We start from the raw sequence: 22893 nt of genomic DNA, 5'->3' as shown, positions 1-22893 counted from the left end.
GCGACTTTACCCTACTGAGAAATTACATGTTTAAAATAATCGGTCAATTCAGCAAACTTGACAATATTACTAAAACTTGTACCCTCATCGCCCTCACATCAGGGGTTTTTGCAGGATTCATAGGTGGGCAAATAGCTGTAAACCTTAGCAATCAAAAATGCCAAACTCAGGGCTGGGGTTTTAAAGAACTATGTTACGTCTCTTCAACACCAGTTGCCATGTGGCAAGGCAGTACCACAGGAGCATGGACAGGGGTAGTTTTAGGAGCCTTTGTTGGGGGTTTGGTTGCGCGTCGAAGCCCTAAATCTTAAAACAAGTCGCAACTAAGTTTTGTAAGGGGGATTTGACCCCCTAAAGTTCGTTAAAGGGTTTCTGGTGGTGCAATATCATTACCTACTTTTACACCTTGACTATTTGACTGTAATCCTGGCTTGTTGCTTGGTTCTTGGTTTCGATGAGAATCACTCACAGAAGAAGAAGTATTAGGATTAGGACTCACTAACTTATTAGAGTTTGCTTGCTGTGACATCACTGATAATCCTCCAACTGCACCTGCAACTAGAACTGTGTAACCCAGATACAAATGCATTGGATTGACTTGAAAATCAAAACTGCTAGATTTTTTACCCGTTTCATACCAAGAAGGTAAAACAGCTTTGACTGGTTCTGGCTGTGGCAATGAAGCTGCTAAATTTGTACCATTCAGCCCCAAACTATTAGCCATCACGCGGATAAAGCCCCTAACATAGACATCTTCAGGTAATTCATCCCATTTTCCATTCTCAATTGCCTCCATGAGATGAATTTGGACGTGGGTATAGGTATTGAGTTCAGTTAGGGATAATCCGCGAAGTTCACGGGCTACACGTAATTGTTTACCAATTTCCTGTAGAGATTCGCTGCGTTTTTCTGTTAGTTGTTGACTAATTTCTGCTGGGGAAGGTTTTTTTTGTTTCAACCAGTTTAAAGAAGGGATAGTCGTATTTGTTTCGGTTGTTTTATGACTACTAGTAACACTACTTACTCGTGGTGTTTCTAAATTTAAATTTATTTCCCCAGGATTAGCAATAATTGAGTCGGGATGAACTTTGACACTTGTTAAACATGCAGATAAATCGCTAGTAATTTCACTACTATCTGGAGTAATGTTTGCAGAAATTATGGATTCTTCTGGAGTTGGGTGTAGTTCGGGGGTAATTTTCTTATCTTCTGTATTTTGTTGAGAAAACTGCCTAAAAGCTAAACCGATTGCTTCTCTACCGACAGCCTTAAATAACAGCTTGGCATCGTCAGCAGAATCACCAAGCATTTTTTGTACGGTTGCTAAGGCACGACGGTAAACTTTGCTGCGATGCAGTTCAGTTTCGATTCGACCTAATAGCGATCGCAATTCGTCTTGAGAGATTTCAATAGTCTGATTTCCAGGGGTTGTTAACGAATATAAGGGTGTCATAATCTTGTCGTAAATCGTAGTTAGCTATTAAACAAAGGCAGTTTCATCTGTGTAATTTCTTCTACACTTATCTTGATATTTCCGGATTATTGAGTATTATTTATTGCGTTTTTATAAATACATTAAAATGTCCTGATACTGACTTTTTATTCAAGTTCTGTATCAGTAAAATAGCGGATTAATCAAGATATTTGTAAAATTATAAAATCCCTAATCAGTGAATTTACTATTTTGAATGTGCTGCCAAAACAGGCAGCCGGTTTTGGGTGAGGGAAACTTCCACTACAAACCTGCCTTGTGTAAATCCCCATTACAAAACAGACTTATTACTCATTAATTGTTTTTTAACAGAGGTTGGAGATCAACATAATCTCCAACCTCAAAAGTCGATTATTTACTGTCTGAGATATTTCGTAGTAGCAAGTACTTTTACTAACTTAGAGAAAATCCTGCCGTGTAACGGTAAGGTATCTCTATTTACTATCCCCATCTACCAATTTCAGAAAAGATTCCACAGCTTGCCGATATTTTTGTGGTGCAAATGCGCCAATATCATTGTGATCTGCACCTGGTACCAAAAGTAATAGTTTTGGTTCTGGGGTTGCAGCATAAAGCTTTTCTGTCATTGATGCGGGGATGGTTGAATCGTTAACGCCATGAATGAATAAAACTGGCATCTTTAACTTCGGTACTTTTGCGATTGACTCGAACCGCTGCGTTACCATCAAATCGACGGGGAACATCCAAAATTGTTTCCGGTATTTGACAATATCGCGGATTGAGCTAAATGTTGCTTCTACAATTAAACCTGCTGCCTCTGGATTTTTGGCTGCCAAATCAATTGCTACACCACCTCCAAGGGAGTGACCATAAATAAAAATATTTCTTGGTTTAACTTGACGCTCTCCAATTAAGTAATTCCACGCTGTAGCAGCATCCTGATAAATACGTTGTTCATTAGGAAAACCACCTTCACTAAGTCCATATCCTCGATAATCAATCAGAAGCACTGAAAAACCAGCCTGATTAAACCCTCTAGCTGCACTTAGGTTTGCTGAGATATTCAGACCATTTCCGTGGAAGTACAGTAAAACTTTTGTCTTTGGAGATTGTTGGTTTTCAATCCACCATCCATGAATTCGTTCTACTTTGGTTGCAGTGACTGGAACAGAAAGCCATACCTCCTCATAAGGCAAGTTTAACTTTGCTGGTGTGGTGTCAACTACACTGGAAGGGAAAAAAATAAACTTTGGCTGTTGGATAATAATAAAACAGCAAGCAGCGCAATAGGCGATGCCTACGGCGGGTGCAGCCATCGCACTCACCGCTGTTACCCACAGTCCAATTTGTACTGATAAATCTATAAAAGGTTGCAGCTTTTATCACCCCGTTTTATTTATGACTAAATACAATAATTTATCACTATTTAATTCACTAAATTTGGTACCCTAAATCTTATGAACGTATTATTCAAAATATACTTTGAATAAGCGAGATTAATGAGTTAAAGAATATACACATATTTAAGTGCTTTCTTTATTGAATATAATGCATTAAGAAATATCTAGGAGAAGTCAGTGAAGCTTTTAGACGAGGCTCAAGAAAAATTATTCCGCGAAATAGGTTCACATTTACAGCAAATACGTCAAGAACATGGAATTAGTATTGAAGAAGTATCAATGCATACGCGAATAAAACCAGCATTTTTACTGGCTTTAGAAGAGGGACGAGCGGAAGATTTACCGGAGGCTATTTTCGTCCAAGGTTTTATCCGTCGTTATGCTGAAGGTATGGGTTTAAATGGTCTTAATTTAGCTGATAAATTTAGTCCTCTACTACCGCCAATAGAGGTTAATAATGATGATCTTAATTTAGAAAAAAAATCAAGTTTATATGTACCTCTTGCAATACCGTATATTTTATTACTAGCAGCAGCTTCCTTTGGACTTTTTTATATATTGAATCCAAGGCAATCTCAGGACTCTACGGCTCAAAAAAATACTGTCTCGACTACTAATCAAGCTCAAGCTACTCCTAAAGTTACGATTTCTCCGGTAAACTCAACTCAGGCAAATCCTAGTAGTACTGTAATATCAACGCCTACAATTTCTCCCACACCTACAATTTCTCCCACATCTACAGTAGTGGGTTCTAGTGTAGAAATGGGAATAGAGCTTCAAGACGAATCATGGATGCGGGTGAAAGTTGATGGGAAAACCGTATTTGTTGGAAATATGAAAAAAGGAGAAAAACAAAGCTGGACTGCTCAAAAAGAGATCTCGATCCGTTCAGGTAATGCTGGGGCAGTTTTAGTTTCTGTAAATAAACAGCCAGCTACAGTTATGGGAAGTGTCGGCAGTGTGAAGGAGGCTAAATATAGTGCAACCGAAGTCACACCAGCACCGGATTCTATTCCAAAGCCTCAGTAAAATTGCTAGTGTAATACTAATTAAAAAAGAAGTAATGAGTAATCAGTAATAAGTGATAAGTCTATTTTGTAACGGGGATTTAACAAGGCAGCTTTGGGGGGTCATCCAACTCCGCAGACGTGCCGCCCCGAGCAAACTACAGAAAAAGTACAAAAATTACGCTATGAATTTCGACGTTGGCTAGATAGATATCAAAAACCTCGTATTTTCAAATTTATGTAGGGCAGATGGAATGCTTGCCCTACACTTAGTCTGAATTGAACTAAACCTCTTCTATGATGAAATCCGGAGTTTTTTGAGCGATTTAAATGCGTCATTGCGTAGACGCACAGCGGCTTGTCCTTCCCCAAAGGGGTTGCCGTTCACGTAGACGAAGCTAGTATGCCCGTAGGGCTGGCTACGCCTACTTAAGATCTTGATGGAAAACTACAGTTTTCAAGATAGACGAGGTTTAATAATCAAGTGACTAAATTTCAGCGAAAGCCCGCTCAATCAAGCGTCGTGCTAAAGTTTGTGTACCTGTATGCTCATAATAGTTGGTAGACATATCAATGAACGCAGCCACATAATCGAGCTTATCATCAGCAATTTGCATAACGCCTTGAAGATTACCCAAAACTCTCTCAGGGGATAGATTATTAGTGCTTACCAGGTTAGTCATCCAGCCTTTTACTGAGTCAAAACTTTCACCAATAAAGTTGAGCTTTCCACCTGCGCCATTACCAGGAATCGCATCTTGGATATTTTTGAAAGTCGAGTTTTGTTCCAACTCCTGTGGTTGCATTTGACTTAAACCAGATGTTGCTTTTTGGATAAAATCTGGACCTAGGGGAATTAACCCATCAACACAAACCAGGGCAACCATACGAATTAATGATTCACCGCTATATTCACCTAGTGAAGCGACGAAATCACCAATACTGTCGCCAGGAATTCCATTAATTTGGCAAAATGCCACTAATTCGGCTACCAGTTTTAAAGACAAGTCAATAGTTTGAGCTTTATCAGCTTTGGGAGTGATTTTATCGAGAAAACCCAAAAAGGAAATACTTTCGCCAACTTTATTTGCCAAAGCTGCTGCACCCAAAGCTTTATCGGTGCTATCAACTGTTTGGTACAGCCGCATTGCGGTCTGATAGCCTTGGGAACGATCATTATATAGATATACAGCGCGATCGCCTATTTGCTGAATTAGGCTTTCGTCTGACTCACCAGTGATGTGTTTAATGGTATTCACAAAACCAGTAATATTTCTCCACTCACCGGGAGCGACAAAATCTAACGCATTTAATAACGAAATTGTCAAACCACCAGTTGGTAATTCGTCAACCAACTCAAAAATTGCTTTACTCATCAAGTTCTCCTGGTTTAGTCATGTAAAATTACGAGTCTCAGCTATTTTATTTCAACTTAGACAAACCAGCTAAATTAAACTTTTGCAACCAAGCTTCACGATCACTAGCGGTAAAAGTTGGATCTTTGGAAATAACTTTAACTTGATATTTACCCACTAAAACACCTGTTTGTGTACTTCCTAGGGTTCTGGAGGGATAACCACCAATTTTTTTAGTGCTGTTAGAATAAGCAGCAGCTGCTGTTGGGGTGCTAGTTGTATCAGAAATCGCTAGTTGTGCCAGTACTTTGCCGCCTTTTTTCAAATTAGCTTCAGCAAAGCCCTTTTTCTCTTGGGTGTAAACCCGTTGATAGCCATCACCATCTCCTGGGAAGAACTTGTTAAATTCACTACCTTGTGTTGCCTTTTTGTCAACTGCTTGACCGCTGCGCTGACGGCTACTTTCCTTTTGGGCTGTATCAAATTGGCTAGGAGCCTTGCTTTGACAAGCTGTTGTCAGTAATATAACTGACAGTAGCAATGCTGCGAATACTCTACGGATCCTTGGTAAAGCCATACGTAACTCCTCGTTATACCTAAAATGCTGACGGTAATAGTTTGAGCATCTACTCGAATTTAGCCGCAAAGCTGCGAGTATGCCCAGAACCAGGACACAAAATAAACATTATGTATCATAGGCAGGAAGTTTTGTTCGCCAATAGATCTTAAATAAGTCTTACACCCCTGAGACTATGGCAAGCATATATTTTCTTCCTGTCTAGATCCTTTTTCACTATTCTTTATAAGCAATAACAGCATAGAACGGGTCGCCGCCAGATGCACCCAACCATTGGAGGAAGTTAGGAACAGAGGATGCACGAGTTATAACTTCGGGGATCGAAAAGCCGGGAACTGAATTAAAATAGTTTTTTACCAATTCAACTCGACTTGTCTCTGAAGTATCACGCCAAGCTTGAATTGCTTTTTGGTAAAACATTCGGTTAGAAAAGCTGATAATTGCTAATCCACCTGGTTTGAGAATGCGGTGAATTTCCGAAAATATGGCTTCGGGGTATTGTAAATACTGCACTGATACACAATTAATTACTGCATCAAAATCTTCATCTTTCAAAGGTAGCTGAAGGTTTTCATTGAGATTCTGGACAAAATATTGATCCAAACGACGATTTCGTCCTAATTCTTCGGCATTCAGTCCATGTCCCTCTACGTAGGAGAATTTTATGTCTTCTGGTAGATGTGAAACCCAACTACTCATCATGTCGAAGATGCGAGTATTGGGTTGTAAACGCTGACTATACAAATCAGTCAACTGCTGAATAAAACCTTCATCTACATGGGTGACGAAGCGAGGAAAGGAGTAAAAAAGCTTGTCGTCGGTACTGTCGATTTTAATACGTTGATTGGGATTAAGTAACATATAAATCTGATCAGAAAAATTTTGATTTGCAACAAGTGCCACCTTTAGTTAGTAGTAAACTGAGGTGAGAAGTAATTGGACAAAATTCAATTCATCGATAAAAGCAAGGCGATAGCGAAACAATCCGTGCTTAATTAATTCTATCCGACTCTGATTTAATTTTTGTGACGCTAGCGTGGAATATATTGAAACCAGTTTACCTGGATTTATCACATAAGGTCTGAGGGGTTTGCACTCCTTGGTCATATATTTAATGAACTCTATCAACTTTAGTGTTACTAAAATAGTTAAAATGTTAGCAAAAATACCCACAAATATAGTATTTATAGCTACCTTTGGTTATCATTGTTTTTATCTTATTTTTTCCTAGACAATGTTCCATACAAGACCAGCTTTAAATAGAATCTATCCAAAATTAATATTTTCATGTTTTTCTTTATTTATTTGGATACTACCATTATTAATATTTACTTCCGAACAAACTAGTTTAATGGCACATGATGAGGGACTCTATGCTGGACGTGCCAAAATGATGCTAGATTCTGGTGATTGGATACATCCTTGGGCAAGTTCTCACCATAAAACTCCAGGCTATTATTGGATTATTGCTTGTTCCTATAAATTATTTGGGGTTACTGAGTTTGGTGTTCGTTTCCCAAGTATTATTTTCGGTATATCGTGTATTTTGATCTTATATGAAATTAGTAAGATTATCTTCAATATCAGGATTGCTTGGTTGACTGGTGCTATTTTTAGTGTTGAGTTTCTTTGGTTGCAGTATTGCCGCTTAGGAAACCCAGATGTGGTGATGATTTTTCTATTTTTGCTGGCAATTCTAGCTTTGTTAAAGGCTGAAAAGCATAGCCAAAATCGCTGTTTTTTAGATTTAATTGCTGGGTTTTCTTTATCTTTAGGCTTCCTTGTCAGAAGTTTCATGATTTTCCTGCCAATTATGGCTTTATTTCCCTATTTACTTGGTGAATATCGCCGTCATCGGCATTTAAATAGTCCTTTTTTGTATTTGGGCTTTATTATTGGTTTAATTCCTACATTTATTTGGATTTGGTTAAGTTTCCTCCACTATGGAAATGGTGGAGTGACGGAATTAGCTAACTTCGCAATTAGATTAGGCTCTAATGAACGTCAAGGAAATGGAATATTATTTTATTTTTGGAATATTCCTATCAAATCATTTCCTTGGTTTTTCTTTGCGGTGTTTGGCTGGATTTTGAAAGTGAAAAACCCTTTACCTAAATATCAATTATTAATAGTTGGTTTTCCAGTAGTTTTATTTTTAGAATTGACTTTTTTCTCAACTCGTTTATCGCATTACAGCTTGTGTTTATATCCCTTTATTGCGATGTTGGCAGCTATTGCTTTAGATCATCTAATCAAGATATACCAGTTGGAGTTAAATGATCAATATATTGATTTTGAAGACACTTACCAACCTTTGAGAGGAATTCAAGTTTTAACTCGTAAAAAACAACCTATAGGAATGAAAGAATTTTCTTTAATTCGCAATTTTAGTTATATTTGGGGATTTTTTGGTGTTTTAACTTTATTCGTCACGAGTTTAATTATGACTTTCGATAATCCTAACTTCAACCGCTACGGGACACTGTGCTTTGTCTGTGGTTTTAGCTTCCTGATTGTCCCGATGATATTTTGGGGACGCTACCATCGAAAAATAAAGTTTCTTTCAGCAGCTTATTGGGTTGCTGGGTATTTGATTCCAGCTTGGTTAGGTTTAGCTGTTGCTGGTGGAAGTGGATTTTTGGGTAATTACAATCCTGATTTTAAAACCTTTGTGGAGCAACCAGCGATCGCACAAGTTCTCAAATCCTCTCCAGTTAATTTCGTTGGCACTGGAGGTAAATCAGAGGTTTTGATGTCTTTTTATACTCGTACATCAGGTATGCATACAGAAAATGTCGCTAATTTATTTCCCGGCAGTTATGCTTGGATATCCAATAATAACTTGGCTAAGGCATCTTGGCAGTATGAAATATTGGGGAAAATAAAAGAGTATAGTTTAATACGTATAAAAACAAACTTAACTGAATAGTAAACTAGGGTTTCGGTAGTTTTGGAAGGGAAATTAGATCCCTCCCACTCTCAAAGTTTACCAAAAATTTGGGTCTAAAGTCCCGTCCTTATAGGACGGCTTTTTGGTACGATAGTAGGAGCAGGCAGGGCATTGTCTGTTGGACTAGGTAATCTAAGACGGGCTATGCCTGCTATTGCTGTTTGAATCCAGAATCCCTGAACTTTCAGATCAGGGAGTATGTCAAGCTAATCCCACCAACTTGGCGCTCAGTTCCCAGAGTTTTTTAGCTTTATTGTCATCACTAGCTTCATTGGAAACCTCCTGTACAAAGGATTTTCGACCTTCTTTTTGTCGGTTTCCCCAACTCCAGTACATTCCCGATTGATTGTACTCTGGTTGTGCCACTACATCTCCCACGCGATCGCCTGCCAGTTCTTCCGATACATATCCCCCGGTAATATTTTTTTGAAATAGGGGGAAGATTTTTTGGAATAGGGGAAAATGGTTGCGGAATAAGGCTGTGGTGGCAACACATCCAGGGTATAGGGAACTAAAAGTGATACCTGTAGATTGGTGATAACGTCGGTGGAGTTCTCGCATCGTTAACACGTTACAGAGTTTGCTATCTTTGTAAGCTTTGCCTGATTTGAATTTTTTACCATCAATCATGGAAATTGGCGCTTTAAAACCAGCTTCAAACCCTTTCAATTCTCCCAAATCTGGAGGTGCAGGGATGGGGATTTTACCTCCCAATTCTTTGGGATTGGCAGTGACGGTACCTAAAATAATCAATCTTGGTTCTTTTGCCCCAGATTTTTGTAAATCTTCTAACATCAGATTACACAAGAGAAAATGCCCCAAGTGATTGGTGGCAACACTAATTTCGTAACCATCTGGACTGTATGCAGGTTCTTTTAATAAAGGTAGATAAACAGCAGCATTACAAACTAAAGCATCTAAAGGTTTGCCAGTGTTGCGAAAATCCTGGACAAATTGCCGCACACTTGCCAAACTAGCTAAATCGAGATGAATAATTGTGTAGTTATTGGGTGACATACCCAGGGAATTGGCGGCATTTTGGGTTTTAGGAATATCACGACATGCCATGATGACATGCCATCCTCTTTCAGCAAGCGATCGCGCTGCTTGCAAACCGACCCCTGATGATGCTCCTGTAATGATAACAGTTGGTTGGCGATTTTGTTCCATACTACTCACACTCCGTAGACCACCATAGACTTTTATTTCAGAATCTCATAGGCTGGTTGTTAGGTGGAGTTTTCTTGACTGAATTTAACACATGGGAAGGCTTGGTTTTCATTAACCATGTGCAGTTTTGAGTATCTAATTACAAGCAAAAAACGCCCAGGAGTGTTACCGTGTTTCCACCCTAGGCGTTTTTTGATTTTCAACTTACTCCTCACACCCTTCAAGGGTATCCCCTATTATTGGGTTTTACAAGTATCATAGGTAACAATTTACTGAATCTTTATATTTACCGAATTAACTAACTCAGAATTGGGAATTTAATATGTCGCAGTTTGCCTACGATTTAGTTTTGCGTGGTGGTAAGTTGTTGGGGGAAAATCAGGATGCAATAGATATTGGAATTAGGGATAAAAAGATTATAGCGATCGCATCCCAACTAGAAGGTGCTGGGAATATAGAGTTGGCTGTTTCTGGGAAGTTAATATCCCCCCCGTTTGTGGAATCCCACGTCCATTTGGATTCGGCTTTAACTGCTGGGGAACCTCGATGGAATGAAAGCGGAACTTTGTTTGAGGGAATTCAAATTTGGGGGGAAAGGAAACAGGGAATTACCCTTGCTGATGTGAAACAACGGGCAATTGAGACGTTGAAACAGCAAGCTAGCTATGGGGTATTATTTGTGCGGACTCACGCAGATGTGAGTGAACCAAATTTAATTGCCCTACAAGCACTTTTGGAGGTGCGGGAGAAAGTGAAGGATTGGATAACTGTTCAGGTGGTGGCTTTTCCCCAGGATGGCATTTATTCTCAACCTGAAAATGAGGCTTTATTGGTGAAAGCTGTGGAAATGGGTGCGGATGTGGTGGGGGGTATCCCTCACTACGAACTAACTCGTGAGGATGGTGTCCGTTCGGTGCAGCGGATTTTTGAGTTGGCGCAGCAGTATGATAGGTTGATTGATATTCACTGTGATGAAATCGATGATGATCAATCACGGTTTTTGGAAGTGGTGGCTGCCTGTGCAATTAGGACGGGGATGGGTAGTAAGGTGACTGCTAGTCATACGACGGCTTTTGCTTCTTACAATAATGCCTATGCTTTGAAGTTGATCGGTTTTCTGCAACGGGCAAAAATTAACTTGATTGCCAACCCTTTAATTAATATTACTTTGCAGGGCAGAACTGATAGTTACCCGAAACGCAGGGGGGTAACAAGGGTAAAGGAACTTTGGCAAGCTGGGTTAAATGTGAGTTTTGGTCATGATTGTATCCAAGATCCATGGTATAGCTTGGGTACGGGGAATATGTTGGATGTAGCACATATGGGGGTACATGTATGCCAAATGACGGGAACTTCGGAAATTGATGCTTGTTATGATATGGTGACGCGAAATGGAGCCAAAACCCTCAACTTGGTAGATTATGGGGTGGAGGTGGGGAAGACGGCATCTTTAGTTGTTTTGGATGTACGCGATACCTACGGTGGTAAACAACGCTATAATGCTATACGCCTACGTTCTCGTCCTTTGTATGTGATTTCTCAGGGTGTGAGGTTGGAGATTTAAAAAATGACTATATTTTGCAAAATATTCTTATGCTTCTAAATCATCAGTAAATATATCATGTTGTTCTTGAAAAACCCTTTGAGTATGAGATAAACTTAAATCTATGGAAAGCAAATCAAGACCATCAATGATTTTGGGAATATGATTTTGATCAACTTGTAGACCTTGAAAACATTTTTGTCTATAATCTGGTCTTTGCTGAAAGAGTTCAATTGCTTTTTTTAAAGGTCGTATAACCTCGTATGTATTTTCAGCTTTATCAATTGATGATTCAGGTATTTCAGATTGTAATCTAAGAACTGCTAAATCGATTAAATCTCTAGCTTCTACACTACTATCCATATATCGATCAGCATTTGCTAATAGTTTAGATGTAAAGCAATCATTTAAGCTTAAGCATGGAACAGGCGACCATTTTGGGTATCTCGGTACGTCTAGTTGAAAACGATTTTCAGCAATAATTTCCGTTTTTATCCATATATCATCTACACCAATTATCATCCGAATCCCATACTGGTCAGTTGTACTACGTCCAATTTTGATTTTACTTGAATCACGAAATAACCCTTTATACCCATGATCAAATATTAATGTACGCAGGTATTTGTAGCCTTCTGTACCAATAGAGCAAATAAAATCAACGTCATTACTCCGTCGGTATTCTTCAAAATCAAGAGCAAGAAGGGTTCCACCACCAAAGTAAGCAGAACCCTCCCTAAGTACCTCATCATCTAAACATTCGAGGATTGTGAGAATTTTATTATGGTGTTCTAATCTAAAGGTCATAAATCAACCAGTAGCCAGGATTTATAGAGTCTGGCAAGTTCTTTCAGGAAATCGAGTTCTTCACCCTCAAGATTATTATATATCTCATGATATCTCCAACCACGTTCATAGCGACTCAACATTTCTTCTGCGGAGAACCGATAGACATCATCAGTCTGCCAGCAAATTGATTCCAAAAAGGGTAGTTTTTTTGGAGTAGCGACAGAATTAATTCCTGATGTTGGTGTGATCATGTCTATTTTCATTAACCCTTTAGCTAACTCTATTTCTAGAATAACTTCATTTTCCAGTTAGATTCTATCCAAATAACGGATAAGGGCAAAAGCTGGGTTCACCAGATTACGGAGTGGAAGTGGGGAAAACTGGATGTACGCGATACGCACAGTTTGTATGTCATTTCTCAGGGTGTGAAGTTGGACTAACTGTAACAGGGAGTATATTTGTTCCCATATAAAATCCAAAATATATTAAGCTGAAGCAAGAGTTACAGTAGCGCCCTATGTCAATTATTGCTTTACGAGCATGGTATCTTCAGGATTATGAGCCAATTCCGGAGTTGGAGAAACGTCCTGCGGATATTCGTTTAAGCAAAAAGAGTTTGCTAAGATCGGGTTTGCGGGCGGATTTTTTGGATGATATTGAGGATGTGAGAAATTCTTTGTGGTTTAGACGCTACTTGGAAGGGGAAAATATTGAGTTCTATGTTGAGGGTAGTGGTGGCTATGCGGTTGCCAATATTGATTTAATTAGTCACGAGATTTATTTTACCAAGCAAGCTTTGTTGGCACAGTTGGAACCGATAATTTACTTTTCTCCCCAAACTGAATACGGGGAAGCAACTGAGGTGTTGCGGGAAGGTTTAGAAAAAAGCTTGGATAATTTGAATAAGCGAAGCTTGCGCGACGGAACTCGTTCGCGTGTTCCATTAAACCTAGTAGAATCCTACCGTCCGGAGGATGCTGCTGTCCGCCTTAACCGCACAATGATGCGGAAAATTCGCAAAAGTTTACTATTTATTGCAGATATTACCCCCATTTCCCAGGTTCACAGTCAGGAAGCTACTATTTTACTCCCAAGTCCCAATGTTTGTGTGGAAATTGGTTACGCGATTCAAAGTAAACGCACCGAGCAGATTTTACTACTTCAAATGCAACGTTCTGATTTACCTGGACAGTTTCCTTTTGATTTACCTCCCACACAAATGCTTCTTTATAAGGATGCTAAGGAGTTGAATAAGATGTTAACTACTACTTTGGAGGTGCAGTTGGGTAGGTTCAAGTTGTTTTAACAGTGATGTTACTGTGAGTAACTTGGAAATGAAATATCTGTAATTCTATAATCCAATTACGATTGCATTTTTGATTAGGACTTTGATGTTGAAATCTCATCGTTACCAAATTCCTTCAAACTTCTTAGTAGCGCAGTTAGTCAGTGCTATTATTATTTCCCTGGGATGTGTTGTTTTACTAGGTTGGTATTTTGATGTTGAAGTCATAAAAGCTGGTTTCGGAGTTAGTCAAACCACAATCAAGGCAAATGAAGCACTGTGTTTTGTATTCGCTGGTGCTTCCCTTTGGCTAGTTTTACAGTGTGAAAATTCAAGGGTATTTTATTACTTGGGAATTCTCTGTGCGCGGTTTTCAATTGTGGTGGGGGGACTAACTTTTTCGGAATATATTTTCGGTTGGAATCTAGATATTGACCAAATTTTATTTGTGGATTCTAGTAGCACAAGTTTGATTCATCCTGGTAGGATGGGTTTGAATGCGGCTGTAAATTTTATGTTGTTTGGTAGGGCTTTGGAGTTATTATATGAACCAAAAACCCCTAAAAATAACTGGTATAACCAAATACTTACTATTCTTGGAGGATTGATTTCTCTACAGGTAATTATTGGTTACTTTTATCAAATTGATATTGCTCAAGGTGTCATATTAAAGCAGTATTTAATGTCTTTAGATACAGCCATCCTATTTATTGTGCTGTGTGTTGGCATATTATTAGCACGTTCGGAGTCCGCAATTATGCAGTTATTTACAAGCAATTCTGACGTGGGGTTGTTAGCGCGGAAGTTACTAGCTGGTGCTGTGGTAATTCCCCTGATACTGGGGTGGTTAATTTTACAAGGATATCGAGCAAGGATATATGATGTCGGGTTTGCCATGTCCTTGTTTGCCATTGCAGTGATGGTGATGTTGGGGATTTTGATTTGGCGCTCTGCTGCTAGTATAGAGAGTCTGAGTGAGCAACGTGATATCTCTGATAGGCTATGCCAACGCACTCAAGCTGCATTGAATGCAAATGAACAAAAGTTGCAGAGTTTGGTGGAAGCGAATGTGATTGGTATTTCCTTTGGGGATGTGCAGGGAAATATCACCAATGCCAATGATGAACTGCTAAAAATTATCGGTTATAACCGTGAAGATTTGGGTTCACAGTTACTTTCTGGACAAAATTTAACCCCACCAGAGTACCATCAGTTAGATCTACAGAAGATTGCTGAGGCTAAAGAAAATGGTGCATGTAAAGCTTATGAGAAAGAATATATTCGCCAAGATGGGACTCGTGTACCAATTTTAATTGGTTACACCTTAACTGGGGAAAATCGTGACGAGTCGGTGGCATTTATTTTAGATTTGAGCGAACGCAAGAAAATCGAAGAGGCTTTGAGTAGTCAGCAGAAATGGCTGGAAGAATTGCTGAATTTGATGCCAATTCCCTTATTATTGATTGAACCAGGAACTGCAAAGGTAACTTTCGCTAATCAAGCAGCGGAGGAAATTGCTGGGGGAAAATTTGCGAAAAATGTCCCAGGGGAGGAATACCACACAGTTTACTACTGTACTGATGCCCAAGGAAATAGAATTCCCGATATGGAGACTCCGGGAGTTAGGGTTGCCAAGGGGGAAAAACTCACAGATTTTGAGATGGATTGGCATACTTCTAAAGGTATCCGCTCACTTTTAATCCATGCTGATACTTTACCAGCAATGCATGGCAACCCAGCTAATTGTGTTTTTGTATTTCAAGATATTACTAAACTCAAACAGGTGGAAAGTTCCCTTTCCCTGGGTTATAAACGCTTAAATCTTCTCTTCAACACGGCAAATAATCTTTTATCCAACCAAGAACCTGTGGTGTTATTGGAAAGCGTTTTACACCAGTTGTCGGAACAAATTGGTTTAGATTGTTATTTTAACTATTTGGTGGATGAGAAGCAGCAGGAAATGAAACTTGTTTCCTATAGTGGTGTAACTGAGGAAGAAGCCAAAAGTATTCAAGCTTTTCAAGGCAATCCACAGCATTTAACGAACGACTTACGACTTGCCTCAGACAAGCTACGTCGCGCAAGCTTCGCATACGTGCAACAATCTACTGATACCAATATTCAACTGCTGCGTGATTTAGGTTTGGAGGCTTATGCTAGCTTTCCCTTAATTGTTCAGGGAGAATTATTGGGAATTTTGGCTTTTGGTAGCCGCAAGCACTGCAAATTTAGCGAAAATGAATTAGGCATGATGCAAGCTGTGTGTGATCAAGTTGCCATTGCGATGCAGCGTAACAGCTTATTGTCTTCTTTGCAACGACAAACAGAGCAATTGCGGGAAGCTAACCGGATGAAGGATGAATTCTTAGCTATCTTATCCCATGAATTGCGATCGCCATTAAATGCCATTATGGGATGGGCGCAGTTATTGCGATCGCGTCCGCAGTTAGATGAAGCAAAAAAAGCCCAAGCAATTGAAACAATTGAACGGAATGCCAAAGCGCAGAAGCAGTTAATTGAGGATTTACTGGATATTTCCCGAATAATTCGCGGTAAACTCCGTCTCAATGTTAGTGCTTGTGATGTTATCCCCATCATCACATCCGCAATTGAATCTGTCCGCATCGCTGCTGAAGCCAAGGAAATCAAAGTTCAATTTTATTTAGATAATCAATATTCCCAAGTTTACATCACCGCCGATGCCGAAAGACTACAGCAAGTTATTTGGAATCTCCTAACCAACGCCATCAAATTTACACCTCCTGGGGGAAATGTCGAAATCAAGCTGACTTTACAACCAACTGATAGCAATACTTCCAATAAGTCAACAGTAAAAATACATGTTGCTGATACAGGAATGGGTATCGCTTCCGAATTTCTGCCCTACGTATTCGATCGTTTTCGTCAAGCCGATAGTTCCAGCACGCGATCGCATGGTGGATTAGGCTTAGGATTATCAATAGTTCGGCAATTAGTCGAACTCCACGGAGGTACAGTTGCCGTCACAAGTTTAGGGGAAGGGCAAGGTGCCACCTTCACTGTCCAATTACCCCTTCTCGAAAGTAAAACCATCCCCAATAGTTTACCTACTTCCTCCCCCCAACTCACCCCAGCTTCCATCTTCAATACTCCTTCCTTAACTGGAATCTGTGTCCTAATTGTGGATGATGAAGCAGATAGCCGTGATTTTCTAGTTACCGTCCTCCAACAATGTGACGCTGAGGTGATTGCGGTTGCTTCCGTCGCTGAAGCTTTAACAGCTATTTCCCAACACCATCCCCAGGTATTAGTAAGTGATATTGGAATGCCAGGGGAAGATGGATACTCTCTCATCCGTAAAATACGTAAGTTATCTCCAGGGGAAGGAGGCAAGATTCCCGCTGCTGCCCTCACAGCTTACGCCCGCCCAGAAGATAGAGTTAGGGCAATTCGTGAAGGTTTCCAATTACACCTTCCCAAACCCATCGAACCAGCAGAACTTGCGGCTGTGGTTGCAAGTTTAGTAGGGAGAACTTGAGTTTCCTTAGTTAGCACTAACTTTGAAATCTCTCAGTATTTGCTTGGCAGCGGTGATACCTGAAAGAGCAGCACCTTCCATAAAACCTTGCCACTCATAGAAAGAACTCGTATGTTCCCCGGCAAAATAGAGGTTATCCACTGATCTACCTTCATTGTTAGCGATGGTGGTAAAATAACCTGGTTGGTTACAGGTGTAACTCCCGCGATTCAGGGGATTTAATGACCAATTTTCCAAATGTGCTAAAAACTGATTATTATTGGTTCTTACTGCTGAATTATTTACTCCTGGAAAAACAAGTTTCAAATTGTTGAGAAAATTAGCAGTTTCCTGTTGCAGTTTTTGCGGTTTGAGGTTTGCACCTAAGTTGCCACCAGAATAATCTGTTAACACTGCTCTATTCTGAGTCGCTTGGCTAGGATTAGTTTCCCAACTTCCTTGCAGATATGGTAGATTGGCATAGCAGCTCCCATTACTTCCAAGAGTAGCCCAAGGACGACTATTAAAGCCCACCATCAATTTTGAATTGGTACCATAAACTAGATTATTAATAGCATTGATTTTCCACTGAGGAAGTTGTAGCCCCTGTAAATCTACAGCTCGCAAGGTAGAAAAGGGAATTGCAAAAACTACAGCATCAAATGTCTGGCTGAGGCTACCTTCAAAAGATAATTCTATTTTGCCAGAATTATTCTTTTTGGCTGCAATCAACTTTTTACCGTACTCAATCTGCCCTTGTAGACGATTTTTCAACCCTTCTACAATTTGCTGATTCCCACCAATGACATGGTAACGTTCATCACTAAATACACCAAAAGGTTGAAACTTGGAGCGCTTATCTGCATGGATAAACTGTAGAAAATTCAAACAGCTTTGTTGGTTAATTTCTAATCCATATTCCCCAATATACGCCGCTTTGATGGTGTTTTTAATTAAATTTCCGGCTCCACGACTATCGAGGTAATCTTGAAGATTGGTAAAATCAAGAATCTGATCTGCTGGAGTAAAGCTATTAGCAGTTGGTTGTCCGAGTGTACGCAAATCTTCACCCATTGCTGCCACAAAGTTCCGGTATTCATCAACTATTGCTGACTCATTGTAAGATAGTCCATCAAAATAGTAAAAGATTTCTCCTGGTTCTTTTCCAACATCTTCCAGTTGTAAATTAAATTCTCTTGCGTATCCCAGCATCGTCAGATGTAAGGTGTCAATAAATTCTCCACCTCTTTCAGCAACTTGACTGGGAAAAAAATTCTCTAAAGAATAGCAGCGTCCACCTGCTCGGTTACTTGCTTCATACAGGGTAGCTTGAATTCCTTGCTTTTGGAGTGAGTACCCACAGCTAAGTCCTGCTAAGCCTGCTCCGATAATAGCTATTTTGGCATCTATTGGTAGTGGTGCAGCCAAAGTGCGACGAAAACTGCCAGAGGTGACACCAATTGTTCCCCCTAAAAGGGCAAATTTTCCCATGTTAGCCAAGAATTCGCGTCGTTTGCTCCGCTTAATTGACATCTGAAATTCTAATGCTGATATAGCTTCCATCCCTTCAGCGGTAGAGATGCGATTTTTTTCACAAAAATAAGCACTATTAATTGTGCGTGCTAGTTTCCGCAATAGTGGTGAATGACTCATAAATTAAGTAGATGTGAAATGAATTTTTAATGGTTGTTATTTTTTCGTTTTATTACTGAATATTATAGTGTTTATTTTAACTTGATGGGATGTGATACCAATATGATTTACAACTCGTTCATATATGAGTAAAAGCTTGTTTTAAACACTTAAGTGCGCTATAAAAATACATTGCTTTGAGGGAATATTTAAGTAATATTACGCATCTTGGATGTGTTTTACTACAAATTAAACTTCAATTCTCTAAGCTCAACTTTATCCTTTTCAAATATGGATAAAATCGAGATCAAAAAAAGGCAAAAAACGAAGATGCAATAAGATTGGAACCCTGAATATGCTTTGAGGGGAAATATTTACAATTTTAATCGCCAACTGCTGGTATTATTTACCGCACATCTGTAAATTAAGAAAGGCAGGGATTCTTCCCTACCGTGAAAGCTTCCCTCTATTTATGCCTAATAACACTTGGAACCGTCATCATATTCTTTCCCTCGCCGATTTTACTGCCGCTGAGTACAACACAGTTCTGAAAACTGCTGCAAGTTTTCGGGAAGTGCTATCCAGGAGAACCAAAAAAGTTCCAACTCTCCAAGGGCAAGTAGTTGCAAACCTATTTTTTGAACCTTCCACCCGTACCCGCAGCAGTTTTGAGTTAGCGGCAAAGCGTCTTTCTGCTGATACCCTGAATTTTGCTTCCGCAAGTTCCTCCATGACTAAAGGTGAAACCATCTTAGATACAGCAAAAACCTACTTGGCGATGGGAACTGATATTATGGTGGTACGCCATAAAGAGGCTGGAGTACCAGATGCGATCGCACAAGAGATGGATCGTTTAGATTCTAGGGTAAGTGTCCTCAATGCGGGTGATGGACAGCACGAACATCCATCCCAAGGACTCCTAGATTTATTTACCATTTGTTCGTTAATTGACCCCATACAGCCGAGAATTGAACTACTACAGGGTAAGAAAATTGCTGTAGTTGGTGATATTCTCCACTCACGCGTTGCCCGTTCTAATATTTGGAGTTTAACAGCAACTGGGGCGGAGGTTCACTTAGCTGCACCTCCAACTCTCCTTCCCAAGTGGTTTGCGGAGTTTGTTGAGGGTGAAGATTCTCCCATTGCCAACCGCAAGTTATTCATCCACTGGGATTTGGAACCAGCTTTACAGGATGCAGATTTTGTGATGACTTTACGGTTACAGAAGGAACGGATGACTGCACATTTATTACCTAGTTTGCGGGAATATCATCAATTATTTGGGATTACTCGCAAGAGGTTGGAGTTGTGCAAACCTGGGGTGAAGGTGTTGCATCCAGGTCCAGTTAATCGTGGCGTGGAGATTAGTTCTGATATCATGGATGATGCTGAATTAAGCTTGATTCAAGCTCAAGTAACTAGTGGTGTGGCAGTCAGGATGGCATTGTTGTATTTAATTGGTAGTGGGAAATCTGTATGAATTATTTAGCTGATAATTCCAGAAACCAGGTTTCACTCCTCTTGCTAAACAAACAATCAAACACTAAAATCGAAAGAAAGCTGGTTTCCTGTGCAGACAAATCAACCCGCAACAATCTTATCTAGAAAAACCAGATTTATCACGACTTCTCGTCTCCGAGAGAAACCCGTTTTTAGTCGTCAAATCCAGAACCATCATCCTGAGTTATGGAAAAACCGGGTTTCTAAGATCTCCAAACTGGTTTTCTGTGCAAACAAACCAACTCGCAACAATCTTATCTAGAAAAACCAGGTTTCGGAATCCTACATCTGGAAACAAATTGCTATAGTGGAATTAAAAACGGCAAAAGTACGACTTTGAAATGGTTCCCAGATTCTCTTTACCGCCAAATTTTTATATTCGTCGCGCTCAAATTAAGGATAAATGGGAAATAAAGCGGATTTTGTGGACTTGGAATGATAGCCGCACAACTTTACCAATCAATTTAAATATATTAGCTCTAATTGCAGTTTTCTCCATCCTATTATATTTTAATTTCTTCCTATTTTTGGGTTCTTTCCTCATTTATTTAGCCTATGAATCTCAGTCTCGCAAATATACAAATTTCTGGGTTATTTCTCACCGAGGTTCTGTGGTGGGTTGTGCAGAGTTGAGGGTTTATCAAAAATATTCATTATTATTCAATCTCTGCCTAAAAACAGGATATCGTCGGCGGCAACTCGGTTCCTATCTGGTATCACACCTAATTTATCAAGCTACTAAACCTCTTTATTTATCTTGTTATCGGGAACTAATTCCTTTTTATTCCCGTTTCGGTTTTGTTGCTATTTCCCCTACAAGTTTATCTCCAGAGTTACAAGCTGTTTTGGGTGTTTCTCCCCATACAGCTATTATTCCGATGCAGTTAGTTTGAGTTAGCAAAATGAAATTCATCAATGAACCGTCGGTAGAAACTAAAATTCACAAGATGAAGGAACGAATACGTTTCAATCATCCCTTAATTACCCAGCGAGGTATAGATCAAACTTCGATGTTGTTGGATGATGGGAATCAAGAGAATCCGGAATTTTCCTTTATGGTGATTGGGGATAGTGGTACTAAGCCTTCATCCAATAGCTTGCACCAATCAGATATCACTCCCCAGCGTCGAGTTGCCAAGTTGATGCTTCCCCACCAAAAAGAATGTAGTTTTGTCCTCCACACTGGGGATGTCATCTACGTTGTGGGTTCCCGTGAATACTACCAACAAAACTTCATTGAACCTTACCGGGAGTTTTTAGAAGGTGGAGAAAGTCCGCAGAATATAAAGTGCGATCGCATGACTTTCAAAACCCCTATTTTACCAGTTCTTGGCAACCATGATTACTATGATGTCCCCCTAATGTATCGTCTCATTGCTGGGAGTACTCAATCTTTGCGACGTTTTTTCCGTTACCGAGATATTGAAATTGGTTGGTATGGTTCCAATCAAGGTGATGCTTATGCTAAAGCTTTCATGGATTATTTAGCTGCTATTCCTTCCCCAAAACTGCTAGAAAATCACCTGGATAGTTTCTATACTGCGAAAACTGATACCGGGAGATGTCTACGTTACGAACCTGGCTTTTTCACCCGTATTCCCAACCGCTACTATACTTTTTGTTACGGGGGAATTGACTTTTTTGCCCTAGATTCCAACACTTTCAAAAATCCTCCACCTCTTCCCAGTACCAAGGAGGGTGAAATCAAGCGTCGGGAGTTAGAAAAATATCACTACGAGATTGCAGCGGAAGAAATCCAAATTTTGACTGCTTGTCAGCAATTAAATTCTGAAATTTTTGAGGAAGCAACAAAGTTGGATTTCCTCAAGGCAAGGTTAAACCAAATTGATGAGGTGAAAATCGACATTGAAACCCAACTCACTGCAAATGAAAATACTGCGGTGGATTTTGAACAACTCAACTGGTTAAAACAAAGATTAATTGCATCTTGGAATAATCCAAATGTGAGGGGAAGAATTATTTATTGCCACCATCCACCCTATGTTACCGAAAAAAGTAAATGGGAGCAGTCACAAACTTTAGCTGTGCGTCGTCGTTTGCGTCATGTATTTGATGCTGTTGCGGCAACTCTGGGTGTTGAAAAACTGGCTGGGCAACCAGTTGTTAACCTCATTTTAAATGGTCATGCTCACTGTTTGGAATATTTGAAAACAACTAATACGGGACATGCTGATTCCCATCTTAATTGTATTGTTTCTGGTGGTAGTGGACACCGCCCTCGTCGTCAACGTCGGGAAGGGAATGAGTTGATGGAAGTTTTTGCTGGAAGTTCTCAGTCTAAGGTTGCTGATTCTCATCTTTTTCTGGGACGTACTAATTATGGGGATGAGGAATGTTTACCTTATTCTTTTGTCAGGATTGATGTCAAACCTGGTAATCCTCCGAAGTTTGTTGTTAAACCTTTTGCAAGTAATTGGTATCACAATCAATGGCATGATCTTGATTTAGAAGCTTTTGAATTTTAATTGTTTGGGGAGACGCGATATACCGCGTCTCTACATACATGTTCTGATTTTTTTTAATTTAATCTATCTTTTAATGGTTATATAGATTGCTTATAATACTGGTATATTTTTATATTACTATTTTGCTTGTATATTGATATAGCTATGTACTGATTCAATTATAAATCAAGCATCTATAAATTTAAAATTTTAAACATTCAAACATCTAAATGGATTATGAACTTTTGAACATCTACACATCTATGGTATA

The 22893-nt window shown here is 39.5% G+C and carries 18 protein-coding genes; 9 read left to right on the top strand and 9 right to left on the bottom strand.

Features of this window, described 5'->3' with window-relative positions:
• The first annotated feature begins 26 nt into the window (after positions 1–26).
• On the top strand, positions 27–311 hold the full coding sequence (locus tag CAL6303_RS06010; protein WP_015196959.1) for a hypothetical protein: 285 nt from the start codon (positions 27–29) through the stop codon (positions 309–311).
• A 50-nt stretch (positions 312–361) separates the two neighbouring features.
• On the opposite strand, the gene CAL6303_RS06005 is transcribed toward CAL6303_RS06010, so the two are convergent.
• The gene (locus CAL6303_RS06005) at positions 362–1453 is read right to left on the bottom strand and encodes a helix-turn-helix domain-containing protein (protein WP_015196958.1); all 1092 of its coding nucleotides are present in this window, start codon (positions 1451–1453) and stop codon (positions 362–364) included.
• 473 nt (positions 1454–1926) lie between these two features.
• Positions 1927–2769: an alpha/beta hydrolase gene (locus CAL6303_RS06000; protein WP_015196957.1), complete on the bottom strand. Its 843-nt coding sequence runs from the start codon at positions 2767–2769 to the stop codon at positions 1927–1929.
• Positions 2770–3030: 261 nt separating this feature from the next.
• Between CAL6303_RS06000 and CAL6303_RS05995 the strand changes: the two genes are divergently transcribed.
• Positions 3031–3882, top strand: a complete 852-nt coding sequence (locus CAL6303_RS05995) for a helix-turn-helix domain-containing protein (protein ID WP_015196956.1) — start codon at positions 3031–3033, stop codon at positions 3880–3882.
• Between the two features lie 466 nt (positions 3883–4348).
• On the opposite strand, the gene CAL6303_RS05990 is transcribed toward CAL6303_RS05995, so the two are convergent.
• From CAL6303_RS05990 to CAL6303_RS05980, 3 genes are all read right to left on the bottom strand, one after another.
• Positions 4349–5236 carry a hypothetical protein gene (locus tag CAL6303_RS05990; RefSeq protein WP_015196955.1) on the bottom strand — a complete coding sequence of 296 codons (888 nt, stop codon included), beginning with the start codon at positions 5234–5236 and terminating at the stop codon, positions 4349–4351.
• A 46-nt stretch (positions 5237–5282) separates the two neighbouring features.
• Entirely contained in the window at positions 5283–5792 is a 510-nt protein-coding gene (locus tag CAL6303_RS05985; protein WP_015196954.1) for a hypothetical protein, read from the bottom strand.
• 216 nt (positions 5793–6008) lie between these two features.
• A complete protein-coding gene (locus tag CAL6303_RS05980; protein WP_015196953.1) occupies positions 6009–6653 on the bottom strand; it encodes a class I SAM-dependent methyltransferase in 645 nt (214 codons plus the stop codon).
• Positions 6654–7026: 373 nt separating this feature from the next.
• On the opposite strand from CAL6303_RS05980, the gene CAL6303_RS05975 reads away from it, so the two are divergent.
• Complete coding sequence (locus tag CAL6303_RS05975) at positions 7027–8721, top strand: ArnT family glycosyltransferase (protein ID WP_015196952.1); 1695 nt, start codon at positions 7027–7029, stop codon at positions 8719–8721.
• Positions 8722–8943: 222 nt separating this feature from the next.
• On the opposite strand, the gene CAL6303_RS05970 is transcribed toward CAL6303_RS05975, so the two are convergent.
• Positions 8944–9912, bottom strand: coding sequence for a protochlorophyllide reductase (locus tag CAL6303_RS05970; RefSeq protein WP_015196951.1), 969 nt, complete (start codon positions 9910–9912; stop codon positions 8944–8946).
• A gap of 322 nt (positions 9913–10234) precedes the next feature.
• On the opposite strand from CAL6303_RS05970, the gene codA reads away from it, so the two are divergent.
• The gene (gene codA, locus CAL6303_RS05965) at positions 10235–11476 is read left to right on the top strand and encodes a cytosine deaminase (RefSeq protein ID WP_015196950.1); all 1242 of its coding nucleotides are present in this window, start codon (positions 10235–10237) and stop codon (positions 11474–11476) included.
• A gap of 27 nt (positions 11477–11503) precedes the next feature.
• Here the strand turns inward: codA and CAL6303_RS05960 are convergent, their stop codons facing one another.
• Positions 11504–12262 carry a nucleotidyl transferase AbiEii/AbiGii toxin family protein gene (locus CAL6303_RS05960; RefSeq protein WP_015196949.1) on the bottom strand — a complete coding sequence of 253 codons (759 nt, stop codon included), beginning with the start codon at positions 12260–12262 and terminating at the stop codon, positions 11504–11506.
• Positions 12259–12507, bottom strand: coding sequence for a hypothetical protein (locus CAL6303_RS31035; protein WP_015196948.1), 249 nt, complete (start codon positions 12505–12507; stop codon positions 12259–12261). The genes CAL6303_RS05960 and CAL6303_RS31035 overlap by 4 nt, the downstream gene beginning before the upstream one ends.
• A gap of 254 nt (positions 12508–12761) precedes the next feature.
• On the opposite strand from CAL6303_RS31035, the gene CAL6303_RS05950 reads away from it, so the two are divergent.
• Both CAL6303_RS05950 and CAL6303_RS05945 read left to right on the top strand, forming a co-directional pair.
• On the top strand, positions 12762–13550 hold the full coding sequence (locus CAL6303_RS05950) for a hypothetical protein (RefSeq protein ID WP_015196947.1): 789 nt from the start codon (positions 12762–12764) through the stop codon (positions 13548–13550).
• An 85-nt stretch (positions 13551–13635) separates the two neighbouring features.
• The gene (locus CAL6303_RS05945; RefSeq protein WP_015196946.1) at positions 13636–17046 is read left to right on the top strand and encodes an ATP-binding protein; all 3411 of its coding nucleotides are present in this window, start codon (positions 13636–13638) and stop codon (positions 17044–17046) included.
• Positions 17047–17052: 6 nt separating this feature from the next.
• Here the strand turns inward: CAL6303_RS05945 and CAL6303_RS05940 are convergent, their stop codons facing one another.
• A complete protein-coding gene (locus tag CAL6303_RS05940) occupies positions 17053–18678 on the bottom strand; it encodes a flavin monoamine oxidase family protein (protein ID WP_015196945.1) in 1626 nt (541 codons plus the stop codon).
• 451 nt (positions 18679–19129) lie between these two features.
• Between CAL6303_RS05940 and CAL6303_RS05935 the strand changes: the two genes are divergently transcribed.
• The 3 genes from CAL6303_RS05935 to CAL6303_RS05925 all read left to right on the top strand — a co-directional run bounded on the left by CAL6303_RS05935 (position 19130) and on the right by CAL6303_RS05925 (position 22643).
• Positions 19130–20137 carry an aspartate carbamoyltransferase catalytic subunit gene (locus CAL6303_RS05935; protein ID WP_015196944.1) on the top strand — a complete coding sequence of 336 codons (1008 nt, stop codon included), beginning with the start codon at positions 19130–19132 and terminating at the stop codon, positions 20135–20137.
• A gap of 361 nt (positions 20138–20498) precedes the next feature.
• Positions 20499–21050 carry a GNAT family N-acetyltransferase gene (locus CAL6303_RS05930; RefSeq protein ID WP_015196943.1) on the top strand — a complete coding sequence of 184 codons (552 nt, stop codon included), beginning with the start codon at positions 20499–20501 and terminating at the stop codon, positions 21048–21050.
• Positions 21051–21059: 9 nt separating this feature from the next.
• Positions 21060–22643 (top strand): metallophosphoesterase family protein, encoded by a 1584-nt coding sequence (locus tag CAL6303_RS05925; protein ID WP_015196942.1) that lies wholly within the window; start codon positions 21060–21062, stop codon positions 22641–22643.
• Positions 22644–22893 lie beyond the last annotated feature (250 nt).

The sequence above is a fragment of the Calothrix sp. PCC 6303 genome (assembly GCF_000317435.1).
In the GTDB taxonomy this organism is placed as follows: Bacteria; Cyanobacteriota; Cyanobacteriia; order Cyanobacteriales; family Nostocaceae; genus PCC-6303.
This window is presented reverse-complemented; position numbering and strand designations above follow the sequence as displayed.